This is a genomic window from Novosphingobium barchaimii LL02, assembly GCF_001046635.1.
Classification (GTDB): domain Bacteria; phylum Pseudomonadota; class Alphaproteobacteria; order Sphingomonadales; family Sphingomonadaceae; genus Novosphingobium; species Novosphingobium barchaimii.
The window spans coordinates 423482-447500 of record NZ_KQ130456.1 but is presented as its reverse complement, the minus strand read 5'-3'; the positions used below and the strand labels follow the sequence as shown (position 1 = coordinate 447500).

Genomic DNA, 24019 nt, shown 5'->3' with positions numbered 1-24019 from the left:
CCCGCACGGGCAGGGCAGCTATGCTGGCCCTTACTCTCGCAAGTGCGGGATGCACGGTCGCGGGTGGCAACGTCGCGAGTACGCCCTCGCCCGCAACGGCTTTGGCGGCGGACGAAGCATCTGCGCCCGCCGCGCCGGCATGGTGGAAAGAGGCTGGCGACCCGGTTCTCGTGGCATTGGTGCAGCAAGCGCTGGATTCCAGCCAGGAAGTGATCTGCACAATCTCGGCCCTGCGCCAGTACGATCAGCAGACCGCCGAAGATGCCAGGCGCCTTGGCGCCAGGCTGGGCCGATTGCTGGGCGACAGGAACGTCCGGCCCGATCCCCAGCTTCGGGATGACAGGGTGGAGCGGGTCGTCACCCGGCGCGTACGTCTCGCCCGGCAGGTCGCCGCGGCCTATGTAGAGGTACGCCGCCTGCAGCAGGACATTGCCCTGCGCGGCGCCTTGCGCGCCCAGTACAAGGATAACGCCGAAGTCGCCCAGTTCCGCCGCGAGGCCGGGCTGGCATCGGCCATCGACGGCGCCCTGGCCCGTTCTCAGGACGAGACCGCGCAGGGAGAACTGGGCTTTTCGCAGGGCAGGCTGGATAGCGCCATGGCTGAACTGGCCCGCCTGGTCGGCGACAAGCCTGATGTACTGGCCGAAAAGCTGGGTTCGCCCGGTGCCATCCCCGATCCGCCGGTGGACCCACTAGCCATCGCTCCGCCCGAGGACCCGCGCCGTGCCTCGCTGGCCGATGGCGTGCTGCGCGAGGCCCGTCTTACGCAGGCCCTGCAGGAGGCGCGCCGCACCGTCAGGGACGCACGCGGTGCCTATCGGCAGGGAGCCGGGCCGTTCTCTACGCTTTACGTCGCGGAAGCCGCTTCCACTGCGGTCGAACTTGCGCTTGTCGATGCGCGGGCCGGCCGGGTGACGGCCACGCTGGACTTGTGGTCAGGGCAGGACGATGCATGGGCACGCGGCGGGCTGACGCCCATAGTGGCGCCCTTCCCCGCGCCCACGGCCGAAACGATAACGGTGACTGCCGCCTGTGACTGACGCCGAGACCGAACACGAAACCCACTCCCCGCTCGACGCCTTGCTGGGCGCCGCGCCGCGCAGGGTCACGCGCCACTGGCTCAGCTTGCTGGTGCTGGCCCTGGCGGGCCTTGGCGCGCTGACGTTCTTCGTCCGCTTCGTCATGGGCGAGGATTCCCCTTATTACTCTGCGCCGGTGGAACGGGGGAACCTGATCCCGCTGGTGTCCGAGCGCGGGCAGGTTCGCGGATCGGGCGAAGTGACCGTCACTGCGGTTCTGCCGGGCCGCATCATCTGGGTTTCGGGCAAGAGCGACGGCGAAGTCGAAAAGGGTGAAGTGCTGGCAAAGCTCGACGCCGGAGCGATGGCCAGCGCCGTGGAGATCGACCGTTCGCGCGTGACCGCGGCGCAGGCCATGCTCGATGCCGCGCAGGTTTCCGCGCAGGATACCGGATCGCGCCTTGCCCGCTTCGAAAGCGTGTGGAAGCGTTCGGGCGGCCGCGCGCCTGCACTGAACGAGATCGAGCGCGCCCGCGCCGATGCACACCGGGCCGATCTGAGCGTCGCCGCAGCCCGTGCGGAGGCCCAGGCCGCAAAGCTCCAACTCAAGGAACATCAGCAGCTTGCAGCCGGGGCTGAAGTGCGCGCGCCGATTTCGGGGATTCTGGCCACACGTCATGTCCAGCCGGGCCAGACGGTGGGCGAACACCAGCCGCTGTTCACGATCGCTGCCGGCCTTGCCCCGCTGACCACCGAAGTGCCGCTCTCCAACCAGCAGGCCAACCCGATCAAGGCCGGTACACTGGCCCAGGTCCGCCTCGATGCGATGCCAGACACGCCGCAGTCGGCCACTCTCACCCTTCTGCGGGTCAGCCCGCCGCCGCAGACAGCGCCGCCGCACGCGGTCTTCACGATCGAGCGGCCCGACCCCAAGGTTCGCCCCGGCATGGCCGCAACGGTGGAAATCCAGCTGCCCGAGCGCCGCAATGTCCTGCTCGTGCCCGACGCCGCGCTCGTTTTCGAGCCGATAGTGGGCCAGAAGCGCAGGCGCGCGCGGATCTACGTTCTTGAACGCGGCGATCCCCGGCGGGTCTATGTCACGGTCGGCGGTAGCGACGGCAAGCGCACTGAAGTCTTCGCGAACGACCTCGAGCCGGGCGACCGCGCGATCATCGGTTGGCGGGACGCGGCGAACGGTGCGGAGCGGACAGGCCGCTGAAAGGTCGCTCGTGCCATAACCGGCGCGGTACGATGGCGAGCCGTGCAACAATCGGGCCGCTCGTGCGTATCGGCATCAAGGCAGTTAGCGGCAACAAAGGTATCCATTCTGATAAACGACGCGCAGATGTCGCGCCGCATGGCTGTCAGGCTTTTCGCGGCGCTTGCAGCAACAGGCGCCGCCGCCGGCGCTCTGCCCGCCGGCGTGAACGCCGCGGTGGGCGGTGCAGCGGCGGGCGGGCGCATGGGTCCGCCTGCTGCGTTTTCGTGGGACAGCCTTGTCGCACAGGCCCGCGCCCTTGCCCGCAAGCCTTACGCCGAAACCCCGGATTCGCCCCGCGCCGCCGCCGATTACGATGCAGCGGTAAAGCTGACCTACGGTGACGCCAAGACCGTTGCAGGCAATGTTCGCCTGTTTCCGGCCGTGCGCGGCACCGCGCCCAAGCCGGTACGCATCGGCTTGCTCGAAAACGGCCAGGCGCGCGAGATCATCGATACCGCCGGGCTGTTCGTCACCAGCGAGAACACCGACCCGGTAGGCTTCCGGGTGATGGACGCCACCGGCCGCAGCGACTGGCTGGCCTGGCAGGGCGCCAGCTACTTCCGGTCCTCGGGATCGCGCGACCAGTACGGACTTTCCGCCCGCGCCATCGCCATCGACACCGGGCTGCCCACCGGCGAGGAATTCCCCGCCTTCACCCATTTCTGGATCGAGCAGACCGGCCCGGACAGCGTGCGCGTCTATGCCCTGCTCGATGGTCCCAGCCTTGCGGGCGCCTATTCGTTCGACTGCCGCAACGGCAAGGACAGCGCTGTGCAGGATGTCACCGCCGCGCTGTTCCTGCGCAAGGCGGTCAAGCAACTGGGCCTTGCCGCCGCGTCCAGCATGTTCTGGTACGACCAGTCGAACCGCACCGCCCGCCCGGACTGGCGCCCCGAAATCCACGATTCGGACGGCCTTGCGATCTGGGACGGCAATGGCGAGCGTGTGTGGCGTCCGCTGGACAACCCCTCGGTCGCCAACCTGCATTCGATGCAGGCAAAATCGCCCAAGGGCTTTGGCCTGCTCCAGCGCGATCAGGCTTTCGACCATTACCAGGACGACGGCGTCTTCTACGACCGCCGGCCCTCGCTCTGGGTGGAACCCAAGGGCGATTGGGGCGCGGGCGCGGTGTGCCTTTACGAAATGCCCACCAGCAGCGAGACGATGGACAACATCGCCATGTTCTGGCGCAGCGACAAGCCAGCAAGGGCGGGTGAACGGCGCGACTTCGCCTATCGCCTGACGTGGTCTTCCAACGACCCGACCGCTGACCGCGCCTCGCGCTGCGTCGACATGTTCGAAGGACCGGGCGGCATTCCCGGCGCTCCGCCAATGGCCGGCGTGCGCAAGTTCGTCTTCGATTTCGCAGGCCCTTCGCTTGCCGGGCTGACGCGCGAAAGCGGCGTTACAGCCGAAACCGACCTGCCCAAGGGAGCAATCGTCTCCGCCGTCGCTTATCCCGTGGCCCGCTCCGACGCGCTTTGGCGCGTCATGATCGACGTGAGGACCAAAGACGTGACCCAGCCCACTTTCCGCCTTTACCTCAAACGCGGCGATACCGCGCTTAGCGAAACCGTGATAAAGTCGCTGGAAACCGGAGCCGTATCGTGAGCGTAACCGTTCTGCCCGCGCCGCCCATGCTGCCTGCCGAAGCGCCGCTGGTGATGCCGGTGCAGAATCTTTACGGCAATCCTCCCGGCGCGATCGAAGTGCTGACCAGTCCCCATGGAATGCTGGTCAAGCGCATGTTGCTGATCGCGCTGACCGCCGTGATCGGGCTGGCCGCGTCAAGCACGGTGCGCATGGAACTGTCGCGCGATGGGCTCGACTGGGTCGAAATGCTGCTGCTGGTGTTCTTCGTGCCGCTGTTCTGCTGGATCGCCTTCGGCTTCGTCACGTCGACCATCGGCTTTCTCAAGCTCATCACCGGCGAGCATCCGGGCTTCACCGCATTGCCCAGCCCGGCATCCAGCCTGCGCCACCGCACCGCCGTGCTGATGCCGGTCTATAACGAGAGCGTCGAGGAAGTCTTCGCCCGCGCCCGCGCCATGGCCAATTCCATCGCCGCCTCGGGCGGCGCACCCTGGATCGACTTCTTCATCCTCAGCGATTCCAACCCTTTCCACGGCAAGCGCGAGGAGGCCGCCTGGCGCGAACTCGCCGCCGAAGCGCCGATCAAGGTCTATTACCGCCGACGCGAGCAGAACACCGCGCGCAAGCCCGGCAATATCGCGGAGTGGGTCCGCCGCTTCGGCGCGTCCTATGAATGCATGCTGATCCTCGACGCGGATTCGATGATGAGCGGCGACACCATCGTCGGCATGGCCTCGATCATGGAGGAACGCCCCTCGATCGGCCTGCTGCAGACGGTGCCGATGATCACCAATGCGCGCACCCTGTTCCAGCGCTGGATGCAGTTCGCCAGCGAGGCCTACGGGCCGATCGCCAGCGCCGGACTGCTGTGGTGGTCGGGCGCCGAATCCAACTTCTGGGGCCACAACGCGATCGTGCGCACCCGCGCCTTCGCCGATTCCTGCGGTCTGCCGGAACTGCCGGGCAAGGCCCCGTTCGGCGGCCACATCCTGAGCCACGACATGCTGGAATCGGCGCTGCTGCGCCGGCGCGGATGGGCCGTGCACATGGTGATGATCGGCGGCAGCTACGAGGAATTCCCGCCCACCATCGTCGACATGGCGATCCGTGACCGGCGCTGGATGCAGGGCAACCTGCAGCACCTGCAATTGCTGGGCGCCTCCGGCCTGCACTGGACCAGCCGCCTGCACCTGCTGATCGGTGCTTCGGCTTATCTCACTTCGCCGGGGTGGTTGCTGCTGATCCTGGCGATGATCGGCCAAGTCGCCAGCCGCGACACCGGCGGTTTCGTCACCCTTGCTCCGCCCAGCGTGCTGGCGCTGACGGTGGTGCTGCTGTTCGGCCCCAAGCTGATGGGCACGATCTGGATGCTGGCCAACAAGGAGCGTCGCCGCAGCTTCGGCGGTGCAGGCGCGGTCCTGCGCACCGTACCGCTGGAGATCGTGTTGGGCATGCTGCTCGCCCCGATCACCATGGTCACCCAGACCAAGGCGCTGCTGGGCCTGCTGCTGGGCATCTCGGCAGGCTGGAACACCCAGGCCCGCGACGCCCGCCGCATCACCGTGCGCGAAATCCTGCCCGATCTTCGCGAACACCTGCTGCTGGGTGCGGCGCTGGCCGCCACGGCATGGCTTGATCCGGTGACCGCGCTGTGGCTCTCGCCGATCATCGTGGGCCTCATCGCCTCGCCCTGGCTGATCAGCGTGACATCGAGCGAAGCACTCGGCAGCCGCGCGAACGCTGCCAGGTTCTTCCGCGTTCCCGAACCCGGCATCGCCGAAATCCCCAGCGCGCCGAAGTCCGACGTATCCCTCACCGCCGGTCAGGTGGTGGAGGCCTAAGCTGCGAACAGCCTCTGCGCCGCATCGGGCGCGGAGGGGAAGTACATGTGCATGTAGCTCGCGGTGAGCGGGCCTGCCCGGTACAGCGCCTCCCCCTGCCGTCCATCGGGAGTACGGGCGCGGGCGACCGGGTTCAGCGCCGTTTCCAGCCGCGAATAATGGAAGGTGTGGCCGCGCAGGGTGCCGCCTTCAAGGTCCACCTCCTGCATCCCCAACGCGGTGAAGCGCGGCTGCATCGCCGCCTCGCCCGGCAGCAGGCCCAGCAGTCCACCGCGCCGCCCCTGCCCGTCGACCAGCGCCGTGCAGGTATAAAGCATCCCCCCGCACTCAGCCAGAATGGGCTTGCCCGCGCCGTGATGCGCCCGGACCGCCGCCAGCATCGCATGATTTGCAGCCAGCGTTTCCAGATGCAGCTCGGGATAGCCCCCCGGCAGCCACAGCGCATCACACGCGGGCAACGCGCCGTCCCGCAAGGGTGAGAAGAAAGAAAGCAGCGCGCCGGACCGCTCCAGCCACTGCAGATTGGCCCGGTAGATGAAGGCAAACGCCTCGTCCCGCGCGATGGCGATACGCTTTCCCGCAAGCCCCGCCCCAGGCGGCGGCGCGCCGGAGGGAGCGGCGAATTCGACCGGCGGCGGCAAGTGCAGCGCGGCTTCGGGCAGCAGCGCGGCGGCGCGGTCCAGCCGGGCGTCCAGGTCCGCCACCTCACCTGCCTGCACCAGCCCGAGATGGCGTTCCGGCAGCGACACCGTGCCCTCTCGCGGCAGTGCGCCCAGCCATTTCACTGCTTCCGGCACACTGGCTTCCAGCAACTGCGCATGGCGCGCGCTGCCGACCCGGTTGGCGATCACCGCGTGCAGATCCAGCCCGGGACGATACGTGGCCAGCCCATGGACCAGCGCCCCGAACGTCTGCGCCATCGACGATCCGTCCACCACCGCAAGCACCGGCAGGCCAAAGCGCTGGGCCAGATCGGCGGCGCTGGGATCGCCGTCAAACAGCCCCATCACGCCCTCCACCAGGATCAGGTCCGCCTCCTGCGCCGCGTCATGCAGCAGCGCGCGGCACTGCGCCTCGCCGCACATGAACAGGTCAAGCTGGTGGACCGGCGCTCCGCTGGCGACTTCGTGGACCATCGGATCTAGAAAATCCGGCCCGCACTTGAACACCCGCACCCGCCGCCCGGCCGCGCGGTGGCGGCGGGCCAGCGCCGCCGTCACCAGCGTCTTGCCCTGCCCGGAAGCGGGCGCGGCGATCAGTAGTGCCGGGCACCGTGCGGGGCTGTCGTGTGTCATGCCTTCGCACCTATGGCGCCGGGCCAGCCCGCGCAAGCATGGGCCACCTCCGGGCCCACTTGCGCGCCGGACCGGGCCGGGATAATCCGGCCCCGCGTCAGGTTCCCCGCAAGGGGATCAAAAGGGAACCCGGGTGAAACCCCCGGGGCTGCCCCTGCAACTGTAAGCGGCGAGCCATCCGGCCATTACGCCATTGGGACCGCAAGGTCCTGAGAAGGCGGCCGGATCGGCGCCGACCCGCGAGCCAGGAGACCTGCCTGTCGCCGTCGTTCTTCGACCGGACAGGGTGTGCCGGCCGAACGAGGGGGCAATTCCTCGCGAAACGACAGCTTGAGACCTCGCAGCCTTCGGGCCGCCGGGGTCGATGTCGTCTGCGTGAAGGAAATGCGTTTGAATTCAAGTTTCGCCGCCACTGCAACGGGCCTCGTGCTGGCACTGGCCGCCTCTCCCGCCCTTGCCGACTCCGCCGAAGACGCCGGGACGGACGAGGGCATCGTCGTCACCGCCCTGCGCACTCCTGTTGCCGCGAGCCGCGTTTCGGCAACCGTCACCGTGCTGGACGAGCCGGCCATCATCGCCCAGCAGCCCGTCGCCCTGACCGACGCGCTGGTGCGCACGCCGGGCATCAGCCTGTCGCGCAACGGCGGCTACGGCACCACCACATCCTTGCGCATCCGCGGCGCCGATGCGGGGCAGAGCGTCATGGTGATCGACGGGATGCGCTTGTCCGACCCATCGTCCACCGCGGGCGGCTACGGCTTTTCCAACCTCCTGCTCGACGACATCGACCGTATCGAGATTCTGCGCGGGCCGCAGTCCATCCTGTGGGGCAGCGATGCCATCGGCGGCGTGGTCAACGTGCGCACCCGCCGCCCCGCCGCGCCGCTGGAAGGAAGCGCCGCGGTGGAGGCCGGCACCCATGACACCGTCTCCGCCCGCGCCGGCATCGGCGGCACATCGCAGGCGGTGGACTGGCGCCTGTCCGCCTCGCGCTTCACCACGGACGGCATCTCGGCCCGCTCCAGCGGCAGCGAGGATGACGGCTATACCCGCACCGGCGCCAGCGGCACGGTGACGGTGCGCCTGACGCCGGGCGTCAGCCTCGACCTGCGCGGCTACTGGTCGAAATCGAACAACGACTTCGACGGCACCTCGGGCGATACCCTCGCCTACGGCCTGACCGAGGAATGGTCGGGCTATGCCGGGCTGAACTTCGCGCTGCTCGGCGGCAGGCTGGTGAACCGGATCGCCGTGCTCCAGTCCGAAACAGACCGCGAGAACTACGATCCCGCGCGTTCCATCCGCCCGCTCACCTTCGACGCGCACGGCCGCGTGCGCCGTTTCGAGTATCAGGGCACCTACACAGTCTCGGACGCGCTCCAGGCCGTCTTCGGCGCCGAGCGCGAGGAGCAGCGGATGACCACCGCTTCGCCCGCGAACAGCGCCGCCCCCTATGTTTTGACGCCCACCAGCGCGGGCACCAACAGCCTCTACGGCGAATTGCGCCTCAGCCCCGTCACCGGCCTCACCCTGAACGGCGGCGCGCGCTATTCCGACCAGTCGCGCTTCGGCGGCAACACGGTGCTGAGCGCGGGCGCGGTCTATACCCCCAACGAAGGCGCCACCGTGCTGCGTGCCAGCTACTCCGAAGGCTACAAGGCGCCCTCGCTCTACCAGATGTTCAGTATCTACGGCGCCGCCGACCTTGCGCCTGAAAAGGCGAAAGGCTGGGAAGTGGGCGCCGAGCAGAATTTCGGAGAAGCCCTGCGCCTCTCCGCCACCTGGTTCCAGCGCGACACCGACAACCTGATCGACTTCGCCTATTGCCCGGTCGGCGCCGCCCAGCCCGCCATCTGCTATATCCCCGGCACGACGACGACACGCTTCGGCTATTACGCCAACGTCAAGGCTGCCAGGGCGCGCGGCCTCGAACTGTCGGCGCAGGGCAGGCTCGGCGTGCTGTTCGCCAGTGGCAACTATAGCTGGATCGAGGCGGAGGACCGTACCGACGGCAGCAGCACCTACGGCCGCCAGCTCCAGCGCGTGCCCCGCCACCTCGCCAATGCCGAGGCCGGTATCGACCTGGCGCAGGGCCTGCGTGCCAGCGTGGCCGCGCGCTATTCGGGCGAGAGCTTCAACGCCGCCACCGGCACCGCAAGGCTGGACGACTACTGGCTGATCGACCTGCGCGCCCAATGGGAAATCCGGCAGGGCCTGATCGTGCAGGGCCGCGTGGAAAATCTGACCGACAAGGATTACGAGACGGTCGCCGGCTACGCCGCGCTGGGGCGCACCGTCACCTTCGGCATAAGGAGCCGCTTCTGATGCCCGACCCCGTCATGCTCAAACCCGTAGCCCCCGGCCCTTCGGTCGTCGTGTGCAATACCTGCCGTCTCGGCTCCGACGAGCGCGAGGACGGCGAAGGACGGCGCGGCGGCGCGCTGCTGGAACAGGCGCTGCGCGATGTGCAGGCGGCAGACCCGAAACTGCAGGGCGTGGCGGTGCAAGGGATGCCCTGCCTGTTCGCCTGCACCCGCCACTGCACCGTCCACATCCGCGCGCCCGGCAAGGTGGGCTACGTGCTGGGCGATTTCGCCCCGGATGAAGACGCCGCCCGCGCCATTCTGGAATATGCGGCCGCACACGCCGCCAGCGAGGAAGGCCGCGTGCCGTTCCGCGAATGGCCGCAGGGTGTGAAAGGCCATTTCATCACCCGCACCCCGCCCGAAGGGTTCGTCTGCACATGATCCGCTTCGCTGATCCCGCCGCCTTCGCCGCCGCGCTGGCCGCTTTGCCCAAGGCCGACGGCGCCAGCCGCGATGCAGCGCTCGATCGGCAGGCCCTCCTCACCAAACCGGCGGGTGCGCTGGGGCGGCTTGAGGATATCGCCGTGTTCATGGCCGGCTGGCAGCGGTGCGAACGCCCCCGCGTGGACGCAGTGCAAGCGGTCGTCTTCGCCGGCAACCACGGCGTCGCGGCGCAGGGCGTCAGCGCCTATCCGCCCGAAGTGACGGTGCAGATGGTCGCCAACTTCAAGGCCGGCGGCGCCGCGATCAACGCCCTGACGAAAGCCTGCGGCGCCGACCTTTCGGTCGTCGCGCTTGATCTGGACCGCCCCACCGGCGACATCACGCGCGCGCCCGCCATGAGCGCGGAGGAATGCCTGGACGCTTTGAATCAGGGCGCAGCCTCGTTGCGCGAAGGCACCCAGCTGCTGCTGGTGGGCGAGATGGGCATCGGCAACACCACCCCCGCTGCGGCCCTGTGCGCGCAGGCACTGGGCGGCGAGGCGCGGGACTGGATCGGGCGCGGCACCGGGCTGGACGATGCCGGCCTCGCCCGCAAGGCCGCCGCCGTGGAGGCCGCGCTGGCGCTCCACGGACCGGACTGCACCACGGCCTTCGAAACCCTGCGCCGCCTTGGCGGGCGCGAGATCGCGGCGATGGCAGGGGCCATCCTTGCCGCGCGGCTGCGGCGGGTTCCGGTGCTGCTGGACGGCTTCATCGCCTCCGCCGCGATCGCCCCGCTGGCGCGCGATAACGCCGATCTGACGCAGCACTGCCTTGCCGCGCATTGCTCCGCCGAAGCGGGGCACACCCGGCTACTGGCAGCGCTGAAGCTCGAACCCCTGCTGAACCTCGGCCTGCGGCTGGGCGAAGGCACCGGCGCCGCGCTGGCCGTACCGATCGTGCGCGCGGCTCTGGCGGCACATGGCGAGATGGCGACGTTCCAGGAAGCCGCCGTGGCGGGCGGGCAGTGAGCGCGCGCACCGTCGTCCCATCATGACCGAAATTCTCGTCCACCTCATGCGCCACGGCATTCCGGTCCAGCCGAACCTGCTGCTCGGCCAGCGCGACGATCCCCCGCTCCCCAGCGGAACCGCCAAGTGCGTGGCGGCGGCAGAGGGGCTGGCGTTCGAGCGGGTGATCTCCTCCGACCTTTCGCGCGCCCACATCCCGGCCGCCCGGATCGCCGCTGCGCGCGGCGCTTCCCATACCGTGGATGCCCGCTGGCGCGAACTCGACTTCGGCGCATGGACCGGCCTCGCCCCCGCGCAGGTGGACCCCGCCGCACACGCCCGCTTCTGGGACGACCCTGAGGCGAACGCCCCGCCCCAAGGCGAGCGCTGGTCCCAGCTTAGCGCCCGCGTCGGCGCGGCGCTGGCCGAGATCCATGCCTCCACCCTCGTCCTCACCCATGGCGGGGCGATGCGCGCGGCGCTGGCGGCATTGTTCCACATGGAACATCGCCACGTCTGGTCCTTCGACCTGCCCTATTCCTGCGTCCTTACTTTGCGCGTGTGGCCGGGCGAGGCTGTTCCCACCGCGCAGATCGTGGGCCTGACCACATGAAGGGCCTGATCCTCGCCCTGCAGTTCCTGACCCGGCTGCCGCTGCCGCAAGTGCAGGCGGACAAACAGGACTTCGCCCGCGCCATGCGCTGGTTCCCGGTCGCCGGACTGGCCGTGGGCGCCGCCGTGGCCGGTCCGTGGTGGCTGCTCCAGACGCGTGACCCGTGGCTGGCCGCACTGGCCGGCCTCACCGGCTGGATCGCGATCACCGGCGCCCTGCACCTCGACGGGCTGGGCGACGTGGCCGACGGCGCCGGCGCTGCGCACGGCGGGCGGACGCGGCTGTCCGCCGTCATGGCCGATCCGCATGTCGGCAGCTTCGCCGTGGTGGTGATCGTATTGCAACTGATGGCCAAGCTGGTCTTGCTACGCGCCTTGCCCGCATCGCAGGTCTCGGCGCTGATCGCCGTCCCGGTACTGGCGCGCATCGCCCCCATTGCCTGGACCTTGTTCCTGCCGCCCCTTCACGAAGGCCTGGGCACTGCCTTTCGCAGCGGCGTGGGGCGCCTGCACCTGCTGTTCTGGAGCCTTGCCGCACTTGCCGCCGCCCTGCTGCTCGCCCCGGCGCTGCTGGTCCTGTTCGCCGCCGCCGCGCTGTGGGGCTGGTGGCTGCGCGCGCGCCTTGGCGGCATTTCGGGCGACGGTCACGGCGCCGGGATCGAATTGCTGGAAACCGCGATGCTTGCCGCACTGGTGCTGATGCCATGACCCAGCCATTCCTCCACCACGGCGGCCGCCTCAGCGAAGCCGCGCGCACATTCGGCGGTGCGCCTGCCAACTGGCTGGACCTCTCGACCGGTCTCAACCCCTCTCCCTGGCCCGCAGACAAAGCCCCCGCCTGCGACTGGAATGCCCTACCGGACCCCGAAGCCCTCGCCGCCCTGGAACACGAGGCCGCCCGCCATTTCGGGGCCGATCCGGCGCGGGTCTGCGCTGTACCGGGAAGCGAGACGGCGCTGCGCCTGCTGGCCCTGCTGCTGGACCTGCCCGGACGCGCCCTGACTCCCGCTTACCGCACTCATGCCGAAGCGTTCACGCCTTCGCGCCCCATCGCCTTCGCCGAAGCGCCGCTGCGCCCCGAAGTCGTCGTCCTCGCCAATCCCAACAATCCCGACGGCCTGCTGCGCGGACCCGCCGCGATCCGCAGCTGGCACGAATCCATCGCCGCCACCGGAGGCTGGCTGATCGTCGACGAGGCCTTTGCCGATTGCCAGCCCGAAATCAGCGTGGCGCCGGACGTCCAGCCGGGGACAAGGCTCATCGTCCTGCGCTCTTTCGGCAAGTTCTTCGGGCTTGCCGCGCTGCGCCTCGGCTTCGTGATCGCCCCGCCCTCGCTCGCCGCGCGGCTGCGTAGCGTGCTGGGCAGCTGGCCGCTCCACGCCGCCGCGCTGACCATCGGCCGCGCCGCCTACGCCGACCGCGAATGGACCGCGCGCACCCGCGCCGAACTGCCCCGCCGCGCCGCCGCGCTCGATGCAGTACTGCAACGCCACGGCTTCAGCCCGCAAGGCGCCTGCCCTCTGTTCCGCTACCTGACCGGGTGCGACGGCCAATCCCTTTTCAGCCGTCTTGCGCAGGCGCAAATCCTGACCCGTCCCTTTGCGACCCGCCCCGATACGCTGCGCCTTGGCGTGCCCGCCGATGTGCGCGCGCTGGCCCGGCTGGACCGGGCGCTGGCCCATGGCTGAACCCATCGCCGCCGCCGCGCTGGCGATCGAGGCGGGGCTGGGCTGGCCGAACCGGCTCCACGCCCTGACCGGCCACCCGGTGGGCCTGTTCGCAAAGATCATCCAAAGCTGCGACCGGGCCTTCAACCGCCCGCACTGGACGGACCCGCGCCGCCGCATCGCCGGACTTGCCGCCACACTGCTTCTAATCGCGCTGACCTTCGCAGCAGCCGCCCTTGCCGAAGCGGCGGTGCGCAGCATCACCGGCGCATGGGCCTGGCCGATCCTCGCCCTGCTCGCCTGGCCGGCGGTGGCCGCGCGCAGTCTCGACGATCACGTTCGGCCCATCCTTACCGCCCTCCAAGCGGGTGACCTGCCAGCCGCCCGCCGCGCCGTGGGCATGATCGTCGGGCGCGATACCACGCAGCTGGACGAACCCGGCGTCACCCGCGCCGCCATCGAGAGCCTTGCTGAAAGTTTCTGCGACGGTGTCGTATCTCCCCTGTTCTGGCTCCTCGTTCTGGGCCTGCCTGGTGCATGGGCGCTCAAAGCGATCAACACCGCCGACAGCATGATCGGCCACCGCGAAGAACCGTACCGCGCCTATGGCTGGGCCGCCGCACGGATCGACGACGCGGCGATGCTGATCCCCGCGCGCCTTTCCGGCCTGCTGCTGTGCCTGGCCGGAGGCGGCTGGCGGACGATGGCCAGCGACCATGCCCGCCACGCCTCGCCCAATGCCGGCTGGCCGGAAAGCGCGATGGCCGGTGCGCTGTGTGTCCGGCTGGCCGGGCCGATCGCCTACGACGGCGTGCTTGCCGACAAGCCGTGGATCGGGAAGGACGGGCGCGAGGCCGTCCCGCAGGACCTGGCCCGCGCTCTTGCCATCTACCGGCGCGCCTGCGTCATACTGGGAGCATTCGCCTTGATCGTGACGGCAGGAGCATCGCTATGGCAGGCCTGATGTTGCAGGGGACCGGCTCGGACGTCGGCAAGTCGGTGCTGGTCGCGGGGCTGTGCCGCGCGGCCGCCAACCGGGGCCTCAAGGTGCTGCCGTTCAAGCCGCAGAACATGTCGAACAACGCCGCCGTCACCCCCGATGGCGGCGAGATCGGCCGCGCGCAGGCGCTGCAGGCGCTCGCCGCCCGCGCCCCGCTGCATGTCGACATGAACCCGGTGCTGCTGAAACCGCAGGCGGACCGCACTTCGCAGCTTATCGTGCTGGGGCAGGTGCGCGGCACGCTGGGCGCGGCCAATTTCCGCGAGGCGCGCCGTCCGCTGCTGCCCGAAGTGCTGGCCAGCTACCGCCGGCTGGAGGCCCGCTGCGACCTCGTGCTCGTCGAAGGCGCAGGCTCGCCCGCGGAGATCAACCTGCGCGCCGGCGACATCGCCAACATGGGCTTCGCGCGCGAAGCGAATGTGCCGGTGGTTCTTGCGGGCGATATCGACCGGGGCGGGGTGATCGCCGCCATAGTGGGCACCCGCGCCGTGATCGACGCCGGGGACGCCGCGATGATCCGCGGCTTCCTCATCAACAAGTTCCGGGGCGATCCGGCCCTGTTCGCAGACGGCTACACCGCGATCGAGCGTATGTCCGGCTGGCGCGGCTTCGGAGTGCTGCCCTGGGTGCCCGCCGTCGCCCAGTTGCCCAGTGAGGACGCGGTGGTGCTGGAACGCGGCCTTGGCGCGAAGGACGGAAAGCTGCTCGTCGCTTGCCCGATCCTGCCGCGCATCGCCAATTTCGACGATCTGGACCCGCTGCGGCAGGAAAGCGGCGTGGAGGTGGCGATGATCCCGCCCGGCAGCCCGATCCCGCAAAGCGCCGCGCTGATCGTGCTTCCCGGCTCCAAGGCGACCATCGCCGACCTTGCCTTCCTGCGTGCGCAGGGCTGGGACATCGACGTGCTGGCTCACCATCGGCGCGGCGGCGCGGTGCTGGGGATCTGCGGCGGCTACCAGATGCTGGGCCGATCCGTGGCCGACCCGCAGGGCATCGAGGGACCGCCGGGCGAAGTCGCGGGCCTTGGCCTGCTGGATGTCGCCACCGTGCTGGGAAACCGCAAGGCACTGGCGCAGGTCGAAGGCACCGCGCTGGGCGCGCGCTTCAAGGGCTATGAAATGCACATGGGCGTGACCGACGGCCCTGACGCGCTGCGCGCTTTCGCCAGCCTCGATGGCGGCGGGTCGAGCGCCCGCAGCGACGGCGCGATCAGCCGAGACGGGCGGGTTTTGGGCACCTACTGCCACGGCCTGCTGGCCCGCCCGGACCTGCGCGCCGCCCTGCTCGGGCGGATCGGCGCGCAGTCGGACGGCTTCGACAACGACGCCCGCGTCGATGCCGCGCTCGATGCGCTGGCAGCGGCCATGGAGGAACATCTGGATATCGACGACCTTCTCGCACTGGCGGGCGTGCGGACATGAGCGGCGCCCTGTTCGTGCTGGGCGGCGCGCGCTCCGGCAAGAGCCGCTATGCGCAAGCCCGCGTCGAATCGCATCCGGGCACCCTCGCCTATATCGCCACCGCGCAGGCCTTCGACGCCGAGATGGAACACCGCATCGCCCGCCACCAGGACGACCGCGACGCCCGCTGGACCACGCTGGAAGAACCGCTGGCCCTTGCCGGCGCCATCGACCGCGCCGCCGAAACGGCCGGTGCCGTGCTGGTGGATTGTCTGACCTTGTGGCTTTCCAACCTGATGCTGGCGGATATGCCGCTGGACGAACCCGTCGCCGCGCTGGGCGATGCACTGCGCCGCTGCCAATGCCCGCTGGTGCTGGTATCGAACGAGGTGGGCCTCAGCATCGTGCCCGAAAACGCCCTCGCCCGCCGGTTCCGCGACGAAGCGGGACGTCTGAACCAGACGATCGCTGCCCTGGCGCACGAGGTTCAGTTCATCGCCGCTGGTCTGCCGTTAAGGCTGAAATGACGGCGGATTTTTGGGAGAAATGGTGCACCCGACTGGATTCGAACCAGTGGCCTACGCCTTCGGAGGGCGTCACTCTATCCAGCTGAGCTACGGGTGCAACGAAAGGCCGGTTAGCAGAGGGTAACGGGCGTTTCCAGCGACAAATTCGCAATGTCGCCCGGTGGTCGCGCAGAGCGCTTGAAAGTTCCCGGTATGTTCCTATGATGCGGCATGGCCGAAGCCGATTCTCTCTCACTGCCCCATGCGGCCTCTCCCATCGCGGCCGAAGTCGCGCGCGGGATTTCCCGCCTGTTTGCCCGCAACGACATCTGGTGCCTGCCCGAAATGCCGCTGCGCTGCGGGCGCCGCGCCGATCTCATGGGGATCGATGCGAAGGGCCACGTCATCATCGTCGAGATCAAGGTGTCGCGCGCTGATCTGCTGGGCGACGGCAAGTGGACCGACTATCTCGATTATTGCGACCGTTTCTACTGGGGGCTGTCCCCGGCGCTGGACCGGGCTCCGCTGGAAACCGGGGTGTTCCTGCCCGAACGATGCGGGGTGATCGTTGCTGATGGTTACGATGCGGAAATCCTGCGCCCGGCTCCGCTGCATCAGCTTGCCGCCGCCCGCCGCAAGGTGGAGACGGAGCGCCTTGCCCGCGCCGCCCTGCGCCGGATGGTGACGCTGGCCGACCCGCACACGCTGAAGTGGGGATCCGAGGAGTAGGCCTGCGGCGGACCAAGCGTAATTTTCTTGCGCTTCGCTGCAACGCACACTATGTAGCGCCTCAGCAATCGGCGCGCGGGAGATTCCCGCCGCAATCCGTGAGCAGCGTGAGGTCCTAGCGCAAGGCGCAACGACCGGCCCGGACGAACGATTGCCACCAATTAGCTTCCTTCCTCACGCAGGGTCGCACGTAACGACACCTTGCCGTGCGCGCGCCCTCTTCCGTAAGCCCAGGCCTTTTCAAGGCACATCGGTCTTTCGTGAAAACAGCGCGCCCCCGTGCTGTTTTGAAAGTGACTTGATGTCCTATTTCTCCGAACTTGGTCTTGCCGAGCCGATCCTCCGCGCGCTCGCAGTCAAGGGCTATACCGATCCCTCGCCGATCCAGCGCAAGGCCATTCCTTCGCTTCTCGAAGGCCGCGACCTGCTGGGCATCGCGCAGACCGGAACCGGCAAGACCGCCGCGTTCTCGCTGCCTTCGCTGCACCGCCTGGCAAATAACCCCAAGCCGCGCCAGAACGCCGGCTGCCGCATGCTGGTGCTGTCTCCGACGCGCGAACTGGCAGCGCAGATCGCCGACAACATGAAGGGCTACGCCAAGTTCCTGGATCTTTCGATCCAGTGCATCTTCGGCGGCGTTCCCGTGGGCAAGCAGGCCCGCGCTCTTGAGCGTGGCTGCGACATCCTCGTCGCCACCCCGGGCCGCCTGCTCGACCTCATCGACCAGCGCGCGCTGACGCTCAAGCACGTCGAAATCTTCGTCCTCGACGAAGCCGACCAGATGATGGACCTTGGTTTCATCGTCCCGCTCAAGCGCGTCGCCAACATGCTGCCCGCCGGCCGCCAGAGCCTGTTCTTCTCGGCCACCATGCCGCAGGCGATCGCGGACCTGGGCCGCCAGTTCATCAACAACCCGGTCAAGGTCGAAGTCGCTCCGCAGTCGACCACGGCAGAGCGCGTCGAACAGTACGCGGTCATGATCAACCAGGCCGAAAAGCAGGCGCTGCTGACCCTGTCGCTGCGTGCCGGCCTTGCCGATGACGCCGCCGAGAACGCCACCCACGGCGCCATCGACCGCGCCCTGGTCTTCAGCCGCACCAAGCACGGCGCCGACCGCATCGTGCGCCACCTCGTCGCCGCCGGCATCCCCGCCGCCGCGATCCATGGCAACAAGAGCCAGGCCCAGCGCACCGCCGCGCTCGGCGGCTTCCGCCAGGGCGCCATCCGCGTTCTGGTCGCCACCGACATCGCCGCACGCGGCATCGACGTCTCGGGCGTCAGCCACGTCTACAACTACGAAATCCCGAACGTGGCCGAACAGTACGTCCACCGCATCGGCCGTACCGCGCGTGCCGGCGCCACGGGCGTTGCGATCAGCTACGTCGCCGCCGACGAGAAGCCCTACATCCGCGACATCGAGCGCCTGACCCGCGTCAAGCTGGACCTGCTGCCGCTGCCGGAAGACTTCCAGAACCAGGCCGCACGCCTGCCTGCTCCGGCCCGCGTGGCTCCGGCCGCACCTCAGGGCGGCGGACGCGGTCAGGGCGGCGGACGCGGCGGCCAGGGCGGCAAGGGCGGTGGCAACCGCGATCGCCAGCCGCGCCGCGAAGGCGAAGAGGCTGGTGAGCGCAAGCGCACCTTCCGTCCGCGCGGTCCCAAGGGTCTGGGCGCACACAAGGGTGCCGTTCGCCGCACTGCCGGCTGACGCTTGAAGGTATAAGGGGAACAATCTGGGGCCAGCGGCCCCAGACCCCGATACCGTCAGACTTTCACGCCGATTGGCGCGGTGACGCCGCTGCAAGCACGGCGTCCACAGTCGAGGGTCCGGGGGCAATGCCCCCGGATTTTCCCTTTTCACTTCCCCTCCCCTCCCTAACAGCCTAGTCCGCGCCCATGGCGCCAGACGCTTCCCTCACAGCGGTGCTGATTTCCGCCCTTGCCATGACGGCGATCGTGGGACTGCGCTATATCCTGACCTCGGGCCTTTTCGCGTGGATCACCGCGCGCGTGCGCCCTGGCCACTATAGCGGGCTGGGCCTCCAGATCCGCAGCGAGATCAAGTGGTCCCTCCTTTCCGCCGCCATCTATGGCATCCCTTCAGGCGTCGTCGCCTGGGGCTGGCAGCAGCATGGCTGGACGCGGATCTACACCGACGTTCATGCCTTTTCGCTGTGGTGGCTGCCCGGTTCGGTGCTGGCCTTCCTGCTGCTGCATGACACCTGGTTCTACTGGACCCACCGCTGGATGCACCGCCCCCGTGTGTTTCGGCTTGCCCATGCCGTCCACCACGCCAGCCGCCCGCCAACCGCATGGGCAGCGATGAGCTTCCATCCGCTGGAGGCCCTGACCGGCGCCGTCGTCGTGCCCGCTCTGGTGTTTTTCGTGCCGATCCATGTCGGCGCGCTGGGCGCGGTCCTCACGATCATGACGGTGATGGGCATCACCAATCACATGGGCTGGGAGATGTTTCCCAGGGCCCTGGTGCAATCGCGCCTCGGCGGCTGGCTGATAACCGCCAGCCATCACCACCGGCACCACGAAAGCTATCAATGCAATTACGGCCTTTATTTCCGTCACTGGGATCATCTGTGCGGCACCGACAGGGGGCTTTCCTCGCCCTGATCGCGGGCATGATGCTGACAGCGGCCGCGCCCGGACAGGCGACGGTTTCCGTGACGGTTACCGGCCTGCGCTCCGCCAAGGGCAAGGTGCTGGCCTGCCTCACCACGCGGGAAGATGCCTTTCCCGACTGCGAGAAGGACCCCCTCGCCCGCAAGCTGACGGTGCCCGCCGCCACCGAGGTCCACCTCGATTTCGGACCGGTTCCGGCCGGGCGCTACGCCGTTTCGCTGATCCATGACGAGAACGCCAACGGCAAGCTGGACACCCGTCTGATGATCCCGCGCGAGGGGTACGGCTTCTCCAACGATGCGCCCGTCCGCATGGGTCCGCCCAGGTTCGAGCGCGCCGCCTTCACGGTGGAGGGCGAGCCTGTTCACCTGGCGATACGGATGCGATATCTTCTCTAGCCGGTCTTGCCGCATGCCTTTTCGCGCCTTACCCACGGCGATGTGGCACGGGAAGAAGATGCGATAGAGCACGCCGTCGAAAAGACGGTAGAAGCAGCAACGGCCGGACTGGTTCCGCCGCCGCGCGCCGGTACGTTTTCCCCGTTTCGCTACCCCGTGTTCCGCGCGATCTGGATCGCCAACCTGTTTTCCAACCTTGGCGGAACGCTGCAGGGCGTGGGCGCGGCGTGGCTGATGACCGAGTTGACCCCCTCGCACCAGCTGGTCGCGCTGGTGCAGGCATCGGCGACCGTGCCGATCATGCTGTTCGGTGTCTTCGCGGGCGCGATTGCCGACAATTACGACCGCCGACTGGTGATGCTGACCGCGCAGGTGGGCATGCTGGTGGTGTCCGCCGCGCTGGCCGGCCTCGCCTATGCCCACATGCTGACGCCCGCCCTGCTGCTCGCCTTCACGCTGAGCGTGGGCATCGGCACCGCGCTGAATTCTCCGGCATGGCAGGCTTCGGTACGCCAGCAGGTGGAACCGCACGAGATTCCGCAGGCGATCGCGCTCAATTCGATCTCGTTCAACATCGCCCGCTCGATCGGCCCGGCGCTGGGCGGGGTGCTGATTTCGATCTGGGACGTATCGTTCGCCTTTGCCATCAACGCCGTCAGCTATGTCGGTCTGATCGGCGTGCTGTTGTGGTGGAAGCCCGCGCCGCGCCCGGCCGAGCCGGGACAGGCCCCGAAACGCGCCATCCTCCCCGCCGTCGCGGTGGGCATCCGCTTTTGCGCGGGCAACGGCCCCCTGCGCCGCCTGCTGATTCGCGGATTTGCGCTGGGTTTCAGCCTGGCCGCCTACCAGTCGCTGCTGCCGGCCGTCATCAGCGGAACCATCCGCGGGACCGAACTGGACTTCGGGTTGATGCTGGGCCTGTTCGGCATCGGCTCTATCATGGCAGCGCCATTCACGGGGTCTTTGCGCAAGAAGCTGGGCCTCGAAGGCATTCTGGCGCTGGGCACGGGCATGTCCGTCTTCGCGCTCTCTCTGGTCGCAGAGGCGCACGACATCCTTTATGCCCTGCCCGCCGCCTTCGTGGCCGGAATGGCCTGGGTGCTGATCCTGACCACGCTCAACGTCGCCGTGCAGATGCGCTCTCCCGATGCGATCCTGGGCCGGTGCCTGTCGATCTACCAGGCGGCGACTTTCGGCGGCATGGCGATCGGAGCGTGGGTATGGGGCGCGGTGGCGGACTGGCAAAGCCTGTCGTTCGCCCTGCATGCCGCCTCGGTGTTCCTTGCTGTATCGTTCTTCGGCCTGCGCCTTGTCGCCCCCCTGCCCCGGCCCGGTGAAGGCGTGGTCAAGCAGACCTGAAAATCACGGCATTCCCGGCGGCGCAACTTAAAGGTTAATTCACCATGTTGCGCCAGAACGAGGCTCCAGAAGAGACGAGTCGGGATTGCGACATGGATACAGTGCACGGCCAGTTTCCCGGCCAGGACGAACCGGATGCCGGCTCCGCCATCGCGGAAAACACCGATTCGGGCGCGCGGGCGCCGATTGTCGCCAATGACGAGCGGCGCATGCAGGTGCGCGCCTACAATTTCTGGGCCGGCCTGCTGGGCACCCGGACCTTCCCCGACATCGCCGACCTGAAGCCGGAAAGCCTGCCCGATTTCGGCCCGCGCAGCGTCCTGCTCGATTTCACCGCCAGCAGCGACTTCGAAAATCCGGCAATCGCCTATCTGGGAGCGCTGCTGGCAGACGAATGCGGCGCAGACGGCCCGATCCGCACTCTGGCGCAGGTTCCCAGCCGCTCGCTGCTATCGCGCATCACCGACCACTACATGCAGATCATCGCCAACGAGGCCCCGATCGGCTTCGAGGCGGAATTCGTGAACCACGCGGATGTCACGATCCTTTATCGCGGCATCCTGCTGCCCTTTTCGCAAGGCGGCAGCAAGATCGACTTCATCTACGGCGTCATCAACTGGAAAGAACGCGCCGCGCAGCTCGACGTCGATCCCCCGGTGCGCGCCCAGCCGCGCGATCCGCGCCCGGCCATGCTGCGCGGGTTCGAGCCGCTGCCCGAATGGGCGGACGGTCCCGCCGAACTTGACCCTATCGAAATCCGCTATCCGGCGATCGAAGACTATTCGCCGATGGAACTGCCCCGTCCCGGCTTCGCCATGGAGGACGAGCCTTCCGCATTTGCCGAGCAGGACATGGGGCTTGCCGACTGGCTGGCGTCCGCTCGCGAACTGGCGCTCCTTGCCCGGGGCAGCGAGGAACGCTCGCACCGGGCACTCTACGACGCGATCGGGCGCGCTTACGATTTCGCACTGGCGGCCATCGACGCACCGGAAGAATTCGCCGGACTGGTCGGTGATGCAGGGCTCAAGGCGCAAGAGCGCGCGCCGCTGATCCCGCTGGTCAAGCTGGTCTTCGGCGCCGACTACGACAAGACCCGCCTCACCGAATTCGCCGCCGTCATCGCTCATGGCCGCCGCATCGGGCTGGGCCGCGGCACCTTTGCCGATCACCTCGGCGCCGTGCCCGGCGGCCTCAAGGCACTGGTGCGCGAAGAACGCCGCCTGCGCCGCGAGGAAGACGGCGACAGCAAGCCCCCCGCCAATGCCCGCGAACGCCTGGTAAAAGGCCTGCGCGCGCTGAAGGCGCAGCCATTGGACGCCATAGCCCGCCAGGGAGAGGAATTTACCGTGCTCGTCGCGCGCCGGCTTGAAAGCGGCGAAGTGGTGCTGGTGGGCGAAGTCAGCGGCGATGAAGCCCTGCTCCAGCGCGCGGCGCGGCACCTGCTGGGCTGATCGCGGTCAGGGGCGAAGGGGGCCTTGCAACGCTTCCCTCGCGCCCCCACCCTCTTTAGACAAGGACGATCCCGCCGGCGTCTTCATCGCCGGTTAAGCCCGTCCGGTCCCCAAGAGGAACGATGCCGAAGCTGCGAATTCCCGCATTGATCCTCGCGATTCCCGCGCTTCTGGGGCTGTCCGCCATCCCCGCAAGCGCGCAGTCGATCCTGCGCGACGCCGAGACCGAGGCCCTGCTGCACGACATGGCCGCGCCGCTGGTGAAGGCATCGGGGCTGGGCGTGAACAATGTCGACATCGTGCTGGTCAACGACGGGTCGGTGAACGCCTTCGTCGCGGGCGGGCAGGCGGTCTACGTCAATTCCGGCCTCATCGACGAGGCCGACACCGCCGCCGAAGTGCAGGGCGTGATCGCGCACGAACTGGGCCACGTCACCGGCGGCCATGCCGTGCTGAACATGGGCGGCAAAAGCGCGACCAACATCTCGCTGCTGTCTCTGCTGCTGGGCGCGGCGGCTGCCGCCGCGGGCGGCGGCGAGGCGGCGATGGGCGTCATCATGGCGGGGCAGTCGGCGGCCATGGGCAAGTATCTGGCCTATAACCGATCGCAGGAAGCATCCGCCGATGCCGCCGGCGCGCAGTACCTGTCCACGGCGGGGATCAGCGGGCGCGGCTCGGTGGAATTCTTCAAGAAGCTGCAGAACATGGAGTTCCGCTACGGCTACCGGCCCAAGGACGGCGACGAATTCTATTCCAGCCACCCCCTTACCGGCGACCGCATCGCCACGCTTCAGGACACTTACGAGAAGGACCCGGCCTGGAACAAGCCGGACGACGCGGCGATCCAGAAACGCTTCGTGCGCGTGAAGGCCAAGCTGCTGGGCTATCTCGCCACCCCGCGCGAGGTCATGCGCAAGTTCCCGATGACCGACAATTCGGTGCCCGCCCGCTATGCCCGCGCTTATGCGTTTCACCGCGAATCGCAGTTTGCCGAGGCCCGCGCCGAAACCGAAGCCCTGATCGCCGCCGATCCGAATGACCCCTATTTCCTCGAACTGGACGGCCAGATCCTGCTGGAAGCGGGCAAACCCGCCGAGGCGATGGTGCCGCTGCGCAAGGCGACCGAGCTTTCGGGCAACGCCCCGCTGATCGCCACCCTGTTCGGCCACGCCCTGATCGCCACCGAAGACCCCGCCAACTTCAAGGAAGCGCAGGAAGTCCTCAAGACCGCCGTCGCCCGCGACCGCGAGAACCCCTTCGCCTGGTATCAGCTGGGCGTCATCTATGCCGCCAACGGCGACATGCCCCGCGCCTACCTCGCCAGCGCCGAACAGCAGGTGATGTCGGGCAACATGGAAGAAGCGCTGCGCAGCGCGCAGGCGGCGGAAGGCGGGCTGAAATCCGGCACCCCCGACTGGCTGCGCGCGCAGGATATCGAAATGCAGGCCCGCGCCGAACTGGAACGCGGCAAGAAGCGCCGCTAGGAGCCTGCTTTGAAAGCAGCCTTCAAGCCCGCCT

At 68.4% G+C, this 24019-nt stretch carries 21 protein-coding genes, 1 tRNA gene and 1 riboswitch (1 of these 23 only partly in view); of the genes, 20 read left to right on the top strand and 2 right to left on the bottom strand.

Translation table 11 applies throughout. The features are described from left to right. The 4 genes from V474_RS18925 to mdoH form a co-directional block, all read left to right on the top strand. A protein-coding gene (locus tag V474_RS18925; protein ID WP_236711329.1) for a TolC family protein crosses the window boundary here: on the top strand, positions 1-1040 show its 3' portion. 25 nt of this gene lie to the left of the window's left edge; the window shows 1040 of its 1065 coding nt (coding positions 26-1065); its start codon lies beyond the left edge, outside the window; the stop codon is at positions 1038-1040. After that, a complete protein-coding gene (locus V474_RS18920) occupies positions 1033-2238 on the top strand; it encodes an efflux RND transporter periplasmic adaptor subunit (RefSeq protein WP_059152926.1) in 1206 nt (401 codons plus the stop codon). Before V474_RS18925 ends, V474_RS18920 begins: the two co-directional genes overlap by 8 nt. A 138-nt stretch (positions 2239-2376) precedes the next feature. Then, on the top strand, positions 2377-3891 hold the full coding sequence (locus tag V474_RS18915) for a glucan biosynthesis protein (protein ID WP_236711328.1): 1515 nt from the start codon (positions 2377-2379) through the stop codon (positions 3889-3891). 26 nt (positions 3892-3917) lie between these two features. After that, positions 3918-5714, top strand: coding sequence for a glucans biosynthesis glucosyltransferase MdoH (gene mdoH, locus V474_RS18910; RefSeq protein WP_059152985.1), 1797 nt, complete (start codon positions 3918-3920; stop codon positions 5712-5714). Here the strand turns inward: mdoH and V474_RS18905 are convergent. Next, positions 5711-7009, bottom strand: a complete 1299-nt coding sequence (locus V474_RS18905; RefSeq protein ID WP_059152924.1) for a cobyrinate a,c-diamide synthase — start codon at positions 7007-7009, stop codon at positions 5711-5713. The two genes, mdoH and V474_RS18905, sit on opposite strands and share 4 nt — an antisense overlap. 82 nt (positions 7010-7091) lie before the next feature. Continuing rightward, positions 7092-7284: riboswitch (cobalamin riboswitch) on the top strand. A 109-nt stretch (positions 7285-7393) separates the two neighbouring features. Between V474_RS18905 and V474_RS18900 the strand changes: the two genes are divergently transcribed. The 9 genes from V474_RS18900 to cobU are packed head-to-tail and all read left to right on the top strand — an operon-like array spanning position 7394 to position 15954. Continuing rightward, positions 7394-9334: a TonB-dependent receptor plug domain-containing protein gene (locus tag V474_RS18900; RefSeq protein WP_059152923.1), complete on the top strand. Its 1941-nt coding sequence runs from the start codon at positions 7394-7396 to the stop codon at positions 9332-9334. A gap of 14 nt (positions 9335-9348) precedes the next feature. Continuing rightward, on the top strand, positions 9349-9756 hold the full coding sequence (locus V474_RS18895; RefSeq protein WP_059152984.1) for a DUF1636 domain-containing protein: 408 nt from the start codon (positions 9349-9351) through the stop codon (positions 9754-9756). Further along, positions 9753-10769 (top strand): nicotinate-nucleotide--dimethylbenzimidazole phosphoribosyltransferase, encoded by a 1017-nt coding sequence (cobT, locus tag V474_RS18890; protein ID WP_059152922.1) that lies wholly within the window; start codon positions 9753-9755, stop codon positions 10767-10769. The genes V474_RS18895 and cobT overlap by 4 nt, the downstream gene beginning before the upstream one ends. A gap of 22 nt (positions 10770-10791) precedes the next feature. Continuing rightward, a complete protein-coding gene (locus tag V474_RS18885) occupies positions 10792-11361 on the top strand; it encodes a histidine phosphatase family protein (RefSeq protein WP_059152921.1) in 570 nt (189 codons plus the stop codon). Further along, positions 11358-12068, top strand: a complete 711-nt coding sequence (locus V474_RS18880; RefSeq protein ID WP_059152920.1) for an adenosylcobinamide-GDP ribazoletransferase — start codon at positions 11358-11360, stop codon at positions 12066-12068. The genes V474_RS18885 and V474_RS18880 overlap by 4 nt, the downstream gene beginning before the upstream one ends. Next, positions 12065-13048, top strand: a complete 984-nt coding sequence (locus tag V474_RS18875; protein WP_059152919.1) for a threonine-phosphate decarboxylase — start codon at positions 12065-12067, stop codon at positions 13046-13048. The genes V474_RS18880 and V474_RS18875 overlap by 4 nt, the downstream gene beginning before the upstream one ends. Continuing rightward, positions 13041-13991 (top strand): adenosylcobinamide-phosphate synthase CbiB, encoded by a 951-nt coding sequence (gene cbiB / locus V474_RS18870; RefSeq protein ID WP_059152983.1) that lies wholly within the window; start codon positions 13041-13043, stop codon positions 13989-13991. The genes V474_RS18875 and cbiB overlap by 8 nt, the downstream gene beginning before the upstream one ends. Then, the gene (locus tag V474_RS18865; protein WP_059152918.1) at positions 13979-15448 is read left to right on the top strand and encodes a cobyric acid synthase; all 1470 of its coding nucleotides are present in this window, start codon (positions 13979-13981) and stop codon (positions 15446-15448) included. The genes cbiB and V474_RS18865 overlap by 13 nt, the downstream gene beginning before the upstream one ends. Continuing rightward, positions 15445-15954: a bifunctional adenosylcobinamide kinase/adenosylcobinamide-phosphate guanylyltransferase gene (gene cobU, locus V474_RS18860; RefSeq protein WP_201786066.1), complete on the top strand. Its 510-nt coding sequence runs from the start codon at positions 15445-15447 to the stop codon at positions 15952-15954. Before V474_RS18865 ends, cobU begins: the two co-directional genes overlap by 4 nt. A gap of 20 nt (positions 15955-15974) precedes the next feature. Here the strand turns inward: cobU and V474_RS18855 are convergent. Next, positions 15975-16051, bottom strand: a tRNA-Arg gene (locus tag V474_RS18855). Positions 16052-16164: 113 nt separating this feature from the next. Here V474_RS18855 and V474_RS18850 point away from each other — a divergent pair. The 7 genes from V474_RS18850 (at position 16165) to V474_RS18820 (ending at position 23985) form a co-directional block, all read left to right on the top strand. Continuing rightward, a complete protein-coding gene (locus V474_RS18850; protein WP_059152917.1) occupies positions 16165-16662 on the top strand; it encodes an MmcB family DNA repair protein in 498 nt (165 codons plus the stop codon). Positions 16663-16963: 301 nt separating this feature from the next. Beyond that, positions 16964-18367, top strand: coding sequence for a DEAD/DEAH box helicase (locus tag V474_RS18845; RefSeq protein ID WP_059152916.1), 1404 nt, complete (start codon positions 16964-16966; stop codon positions 18365-18367). Positions 18368-18555: 188 nt separating this feature from the next. Continuing rightward, positions 18556-19284: a sterol desaturase family protein gene (locus V474_RS18840; protein WP_059152915.1), complete on the top strand. Its 729-nt coding sequence runs from the start codon at positions 18556-18558 to the stop codon at positions 19282-19284. A gap of 8 nt (positions 19285-19292) precedes the next feature. Beyond that, positions 19293-19691 carry a DUF2141 domain-containing protein gene (locus tag V474_RS18835; RefSeq protein WP_059152981.1) on the top strand — a complete coding sequence of 133 codons (399 nt, stop codon included), beginning with the start codon at positions 19293-19295 and terminating at the stop codon, positions 19689-19691. Between the two features lie 42 nt (positions 19692-19733). Continuing rightward, positions 19734-21050 (top strand): MFS transporter, encoded by a 1317-nt coding sequence (locus V474_RS18830; RefSeq protein WP_082699876.1) that lies wholly within the window; start codon positions 19734-19736, stop codon positions 21048-21050. Between the two features lie 92 nt (positions 21051-21142). After that, the gene (locus tag V474_RS18825) at positions 21143-22501 is read left to right on the top strand and encodes a PAS domain-containing protein (RefSeq protein WP_059152914.1); all 1359 of its coding nucleotides are present in this window, start codon (positions 21143-21145) and stop codon (positions 22499-22501) included. A gap of 122 nt (positions 22502-22623) precedes the next feature. After that, entirely contained in the window at positions 22624-23985 is a 1362-nt protein-coding gene (locus V474_RS18820; RefSeq protein ID WP_059152913.1) for a M48 family metalloprotease, read from the top strand. Positions 23986-24019: the final 34 nt, after the last annotated feature.

Coding starts and splice junctions, on each gene's coding strand:
- V474_RS18915 (WP_236711328.1), top strand. CDS start 2,377: ATGGCTGTCAGGCTTTTCGCGGCGCTTGCAGCAACAGGCGCCGCCGCC.
- mdoH (WP_059152985.1), top strand. CDS start 3,918: ATGCTGCCTGCCGAAGCGCCGCTGGTGATGCCGGTGCAGAATCTTTAC.
- V474_RS18905 (WP_059152924.1), bottom strand. CDS start 7,009: ATGACACACGACAGCCCCGCACGGTGCCCGGCACTACTGATCGCCGCG.
- V474_RS18900 (WP_059152923.1), top strand. CDS start 7,394: ATGCGTTTGAATTCAAGTTTCGCCGCCACTGCAACGGGCCTCGTGCTG.
- V474_RS18895 (WP_059152984.1), top strand. CDS start 9,349: ATGCTCAAACCCGTAGCCCCCGGCCCTTCGGTCGTCGTGTGCAATACC.
- cobT (WP_059152922.1), top strand. CDS start 9,753: ATGATCCGCTTCGCTGATCCCGCCGCCTTCGCCGCCGCGCTGGCCGCT.
- V474_RS18885 (WP_059152921.1), top strand. CDS start 10,792: ATGACCGAAATTCTCGTCCACCTCATGCGCCACGGCATTCCGGTCCAG.
- V474_RS18880 (WP_059152920.1), top strand. CDS start 11,358: ATGAAGGGCCTGATCCTCGCCCTGCAGTTCCTGACCCGGCTGCCGCTG.
- V474_RS18875 (WP_059152919.1), top strand. CDS start 12,065: ATGACCCAGCCATTCCTCCACCACGGCGGCCGCCTCAGCGAAGCCGCG.
- cbiB (WP_059152983.1), top strand. CDS start 13,041: ATGGCTGAACCCATCGCCGCCGCCGCGCTGGCGATCGAGGCGGGGCTG.
- V474_RS18865 (WP_059152918.1), top strand. CDS start 13,979: ATGGCAGGCCTGATGTTGCAGGGGACCGGCTCGGACGTCGGCAAGTCG.
- cobU (WP_201786066.1), top strand. CDS start 15,445: ATGAGCGGCGCCCTGTTCGTGCTGGGCGGCGCGCGCTCCGGCAAGAGC.
- V474_RS18850 (WP_059152917.1), top strand. CDS start 16,165: ATGGCCGAAGCCGATTCTCTCTCACTGCCCCATGCGGCCTCTCCCATC.
- V474_RS18845 (WP_059152916.1), top strand. CDS start 16,964: ATGTCCTATTTCTCCGAACTTGGTCTTGCCGAGCCGATCCTCCGCGCG.
- V474_RS18840 (WP_059152915.1), top strand. CDS start 18,556: ATGGCGCCAGACGCTTCCCTCACAGCGGTGCTGATTTCCGCCCTTGCC.
- V474_RS18835 (WP_059152981.1), top strand. CDS start 19,293: ATGATGCTGACAGCGGCCGCGCCCGGACAGGCGACGGTTTCCGTGACG.
- V474_RS18825 (WP_059152914.1), top strand. CDS start 21,143: ATGGATACAGTGCACGGCCAGTTTCCCGGCCAGGACGAACCGGATGCC.
- V474_RS18820 (WP_059152913.1), top strand. CDS start 22,624: ATGCCGAAGCTGCGAATTCCCGCATTGATCCTCGCGATTCCCGCGCTT.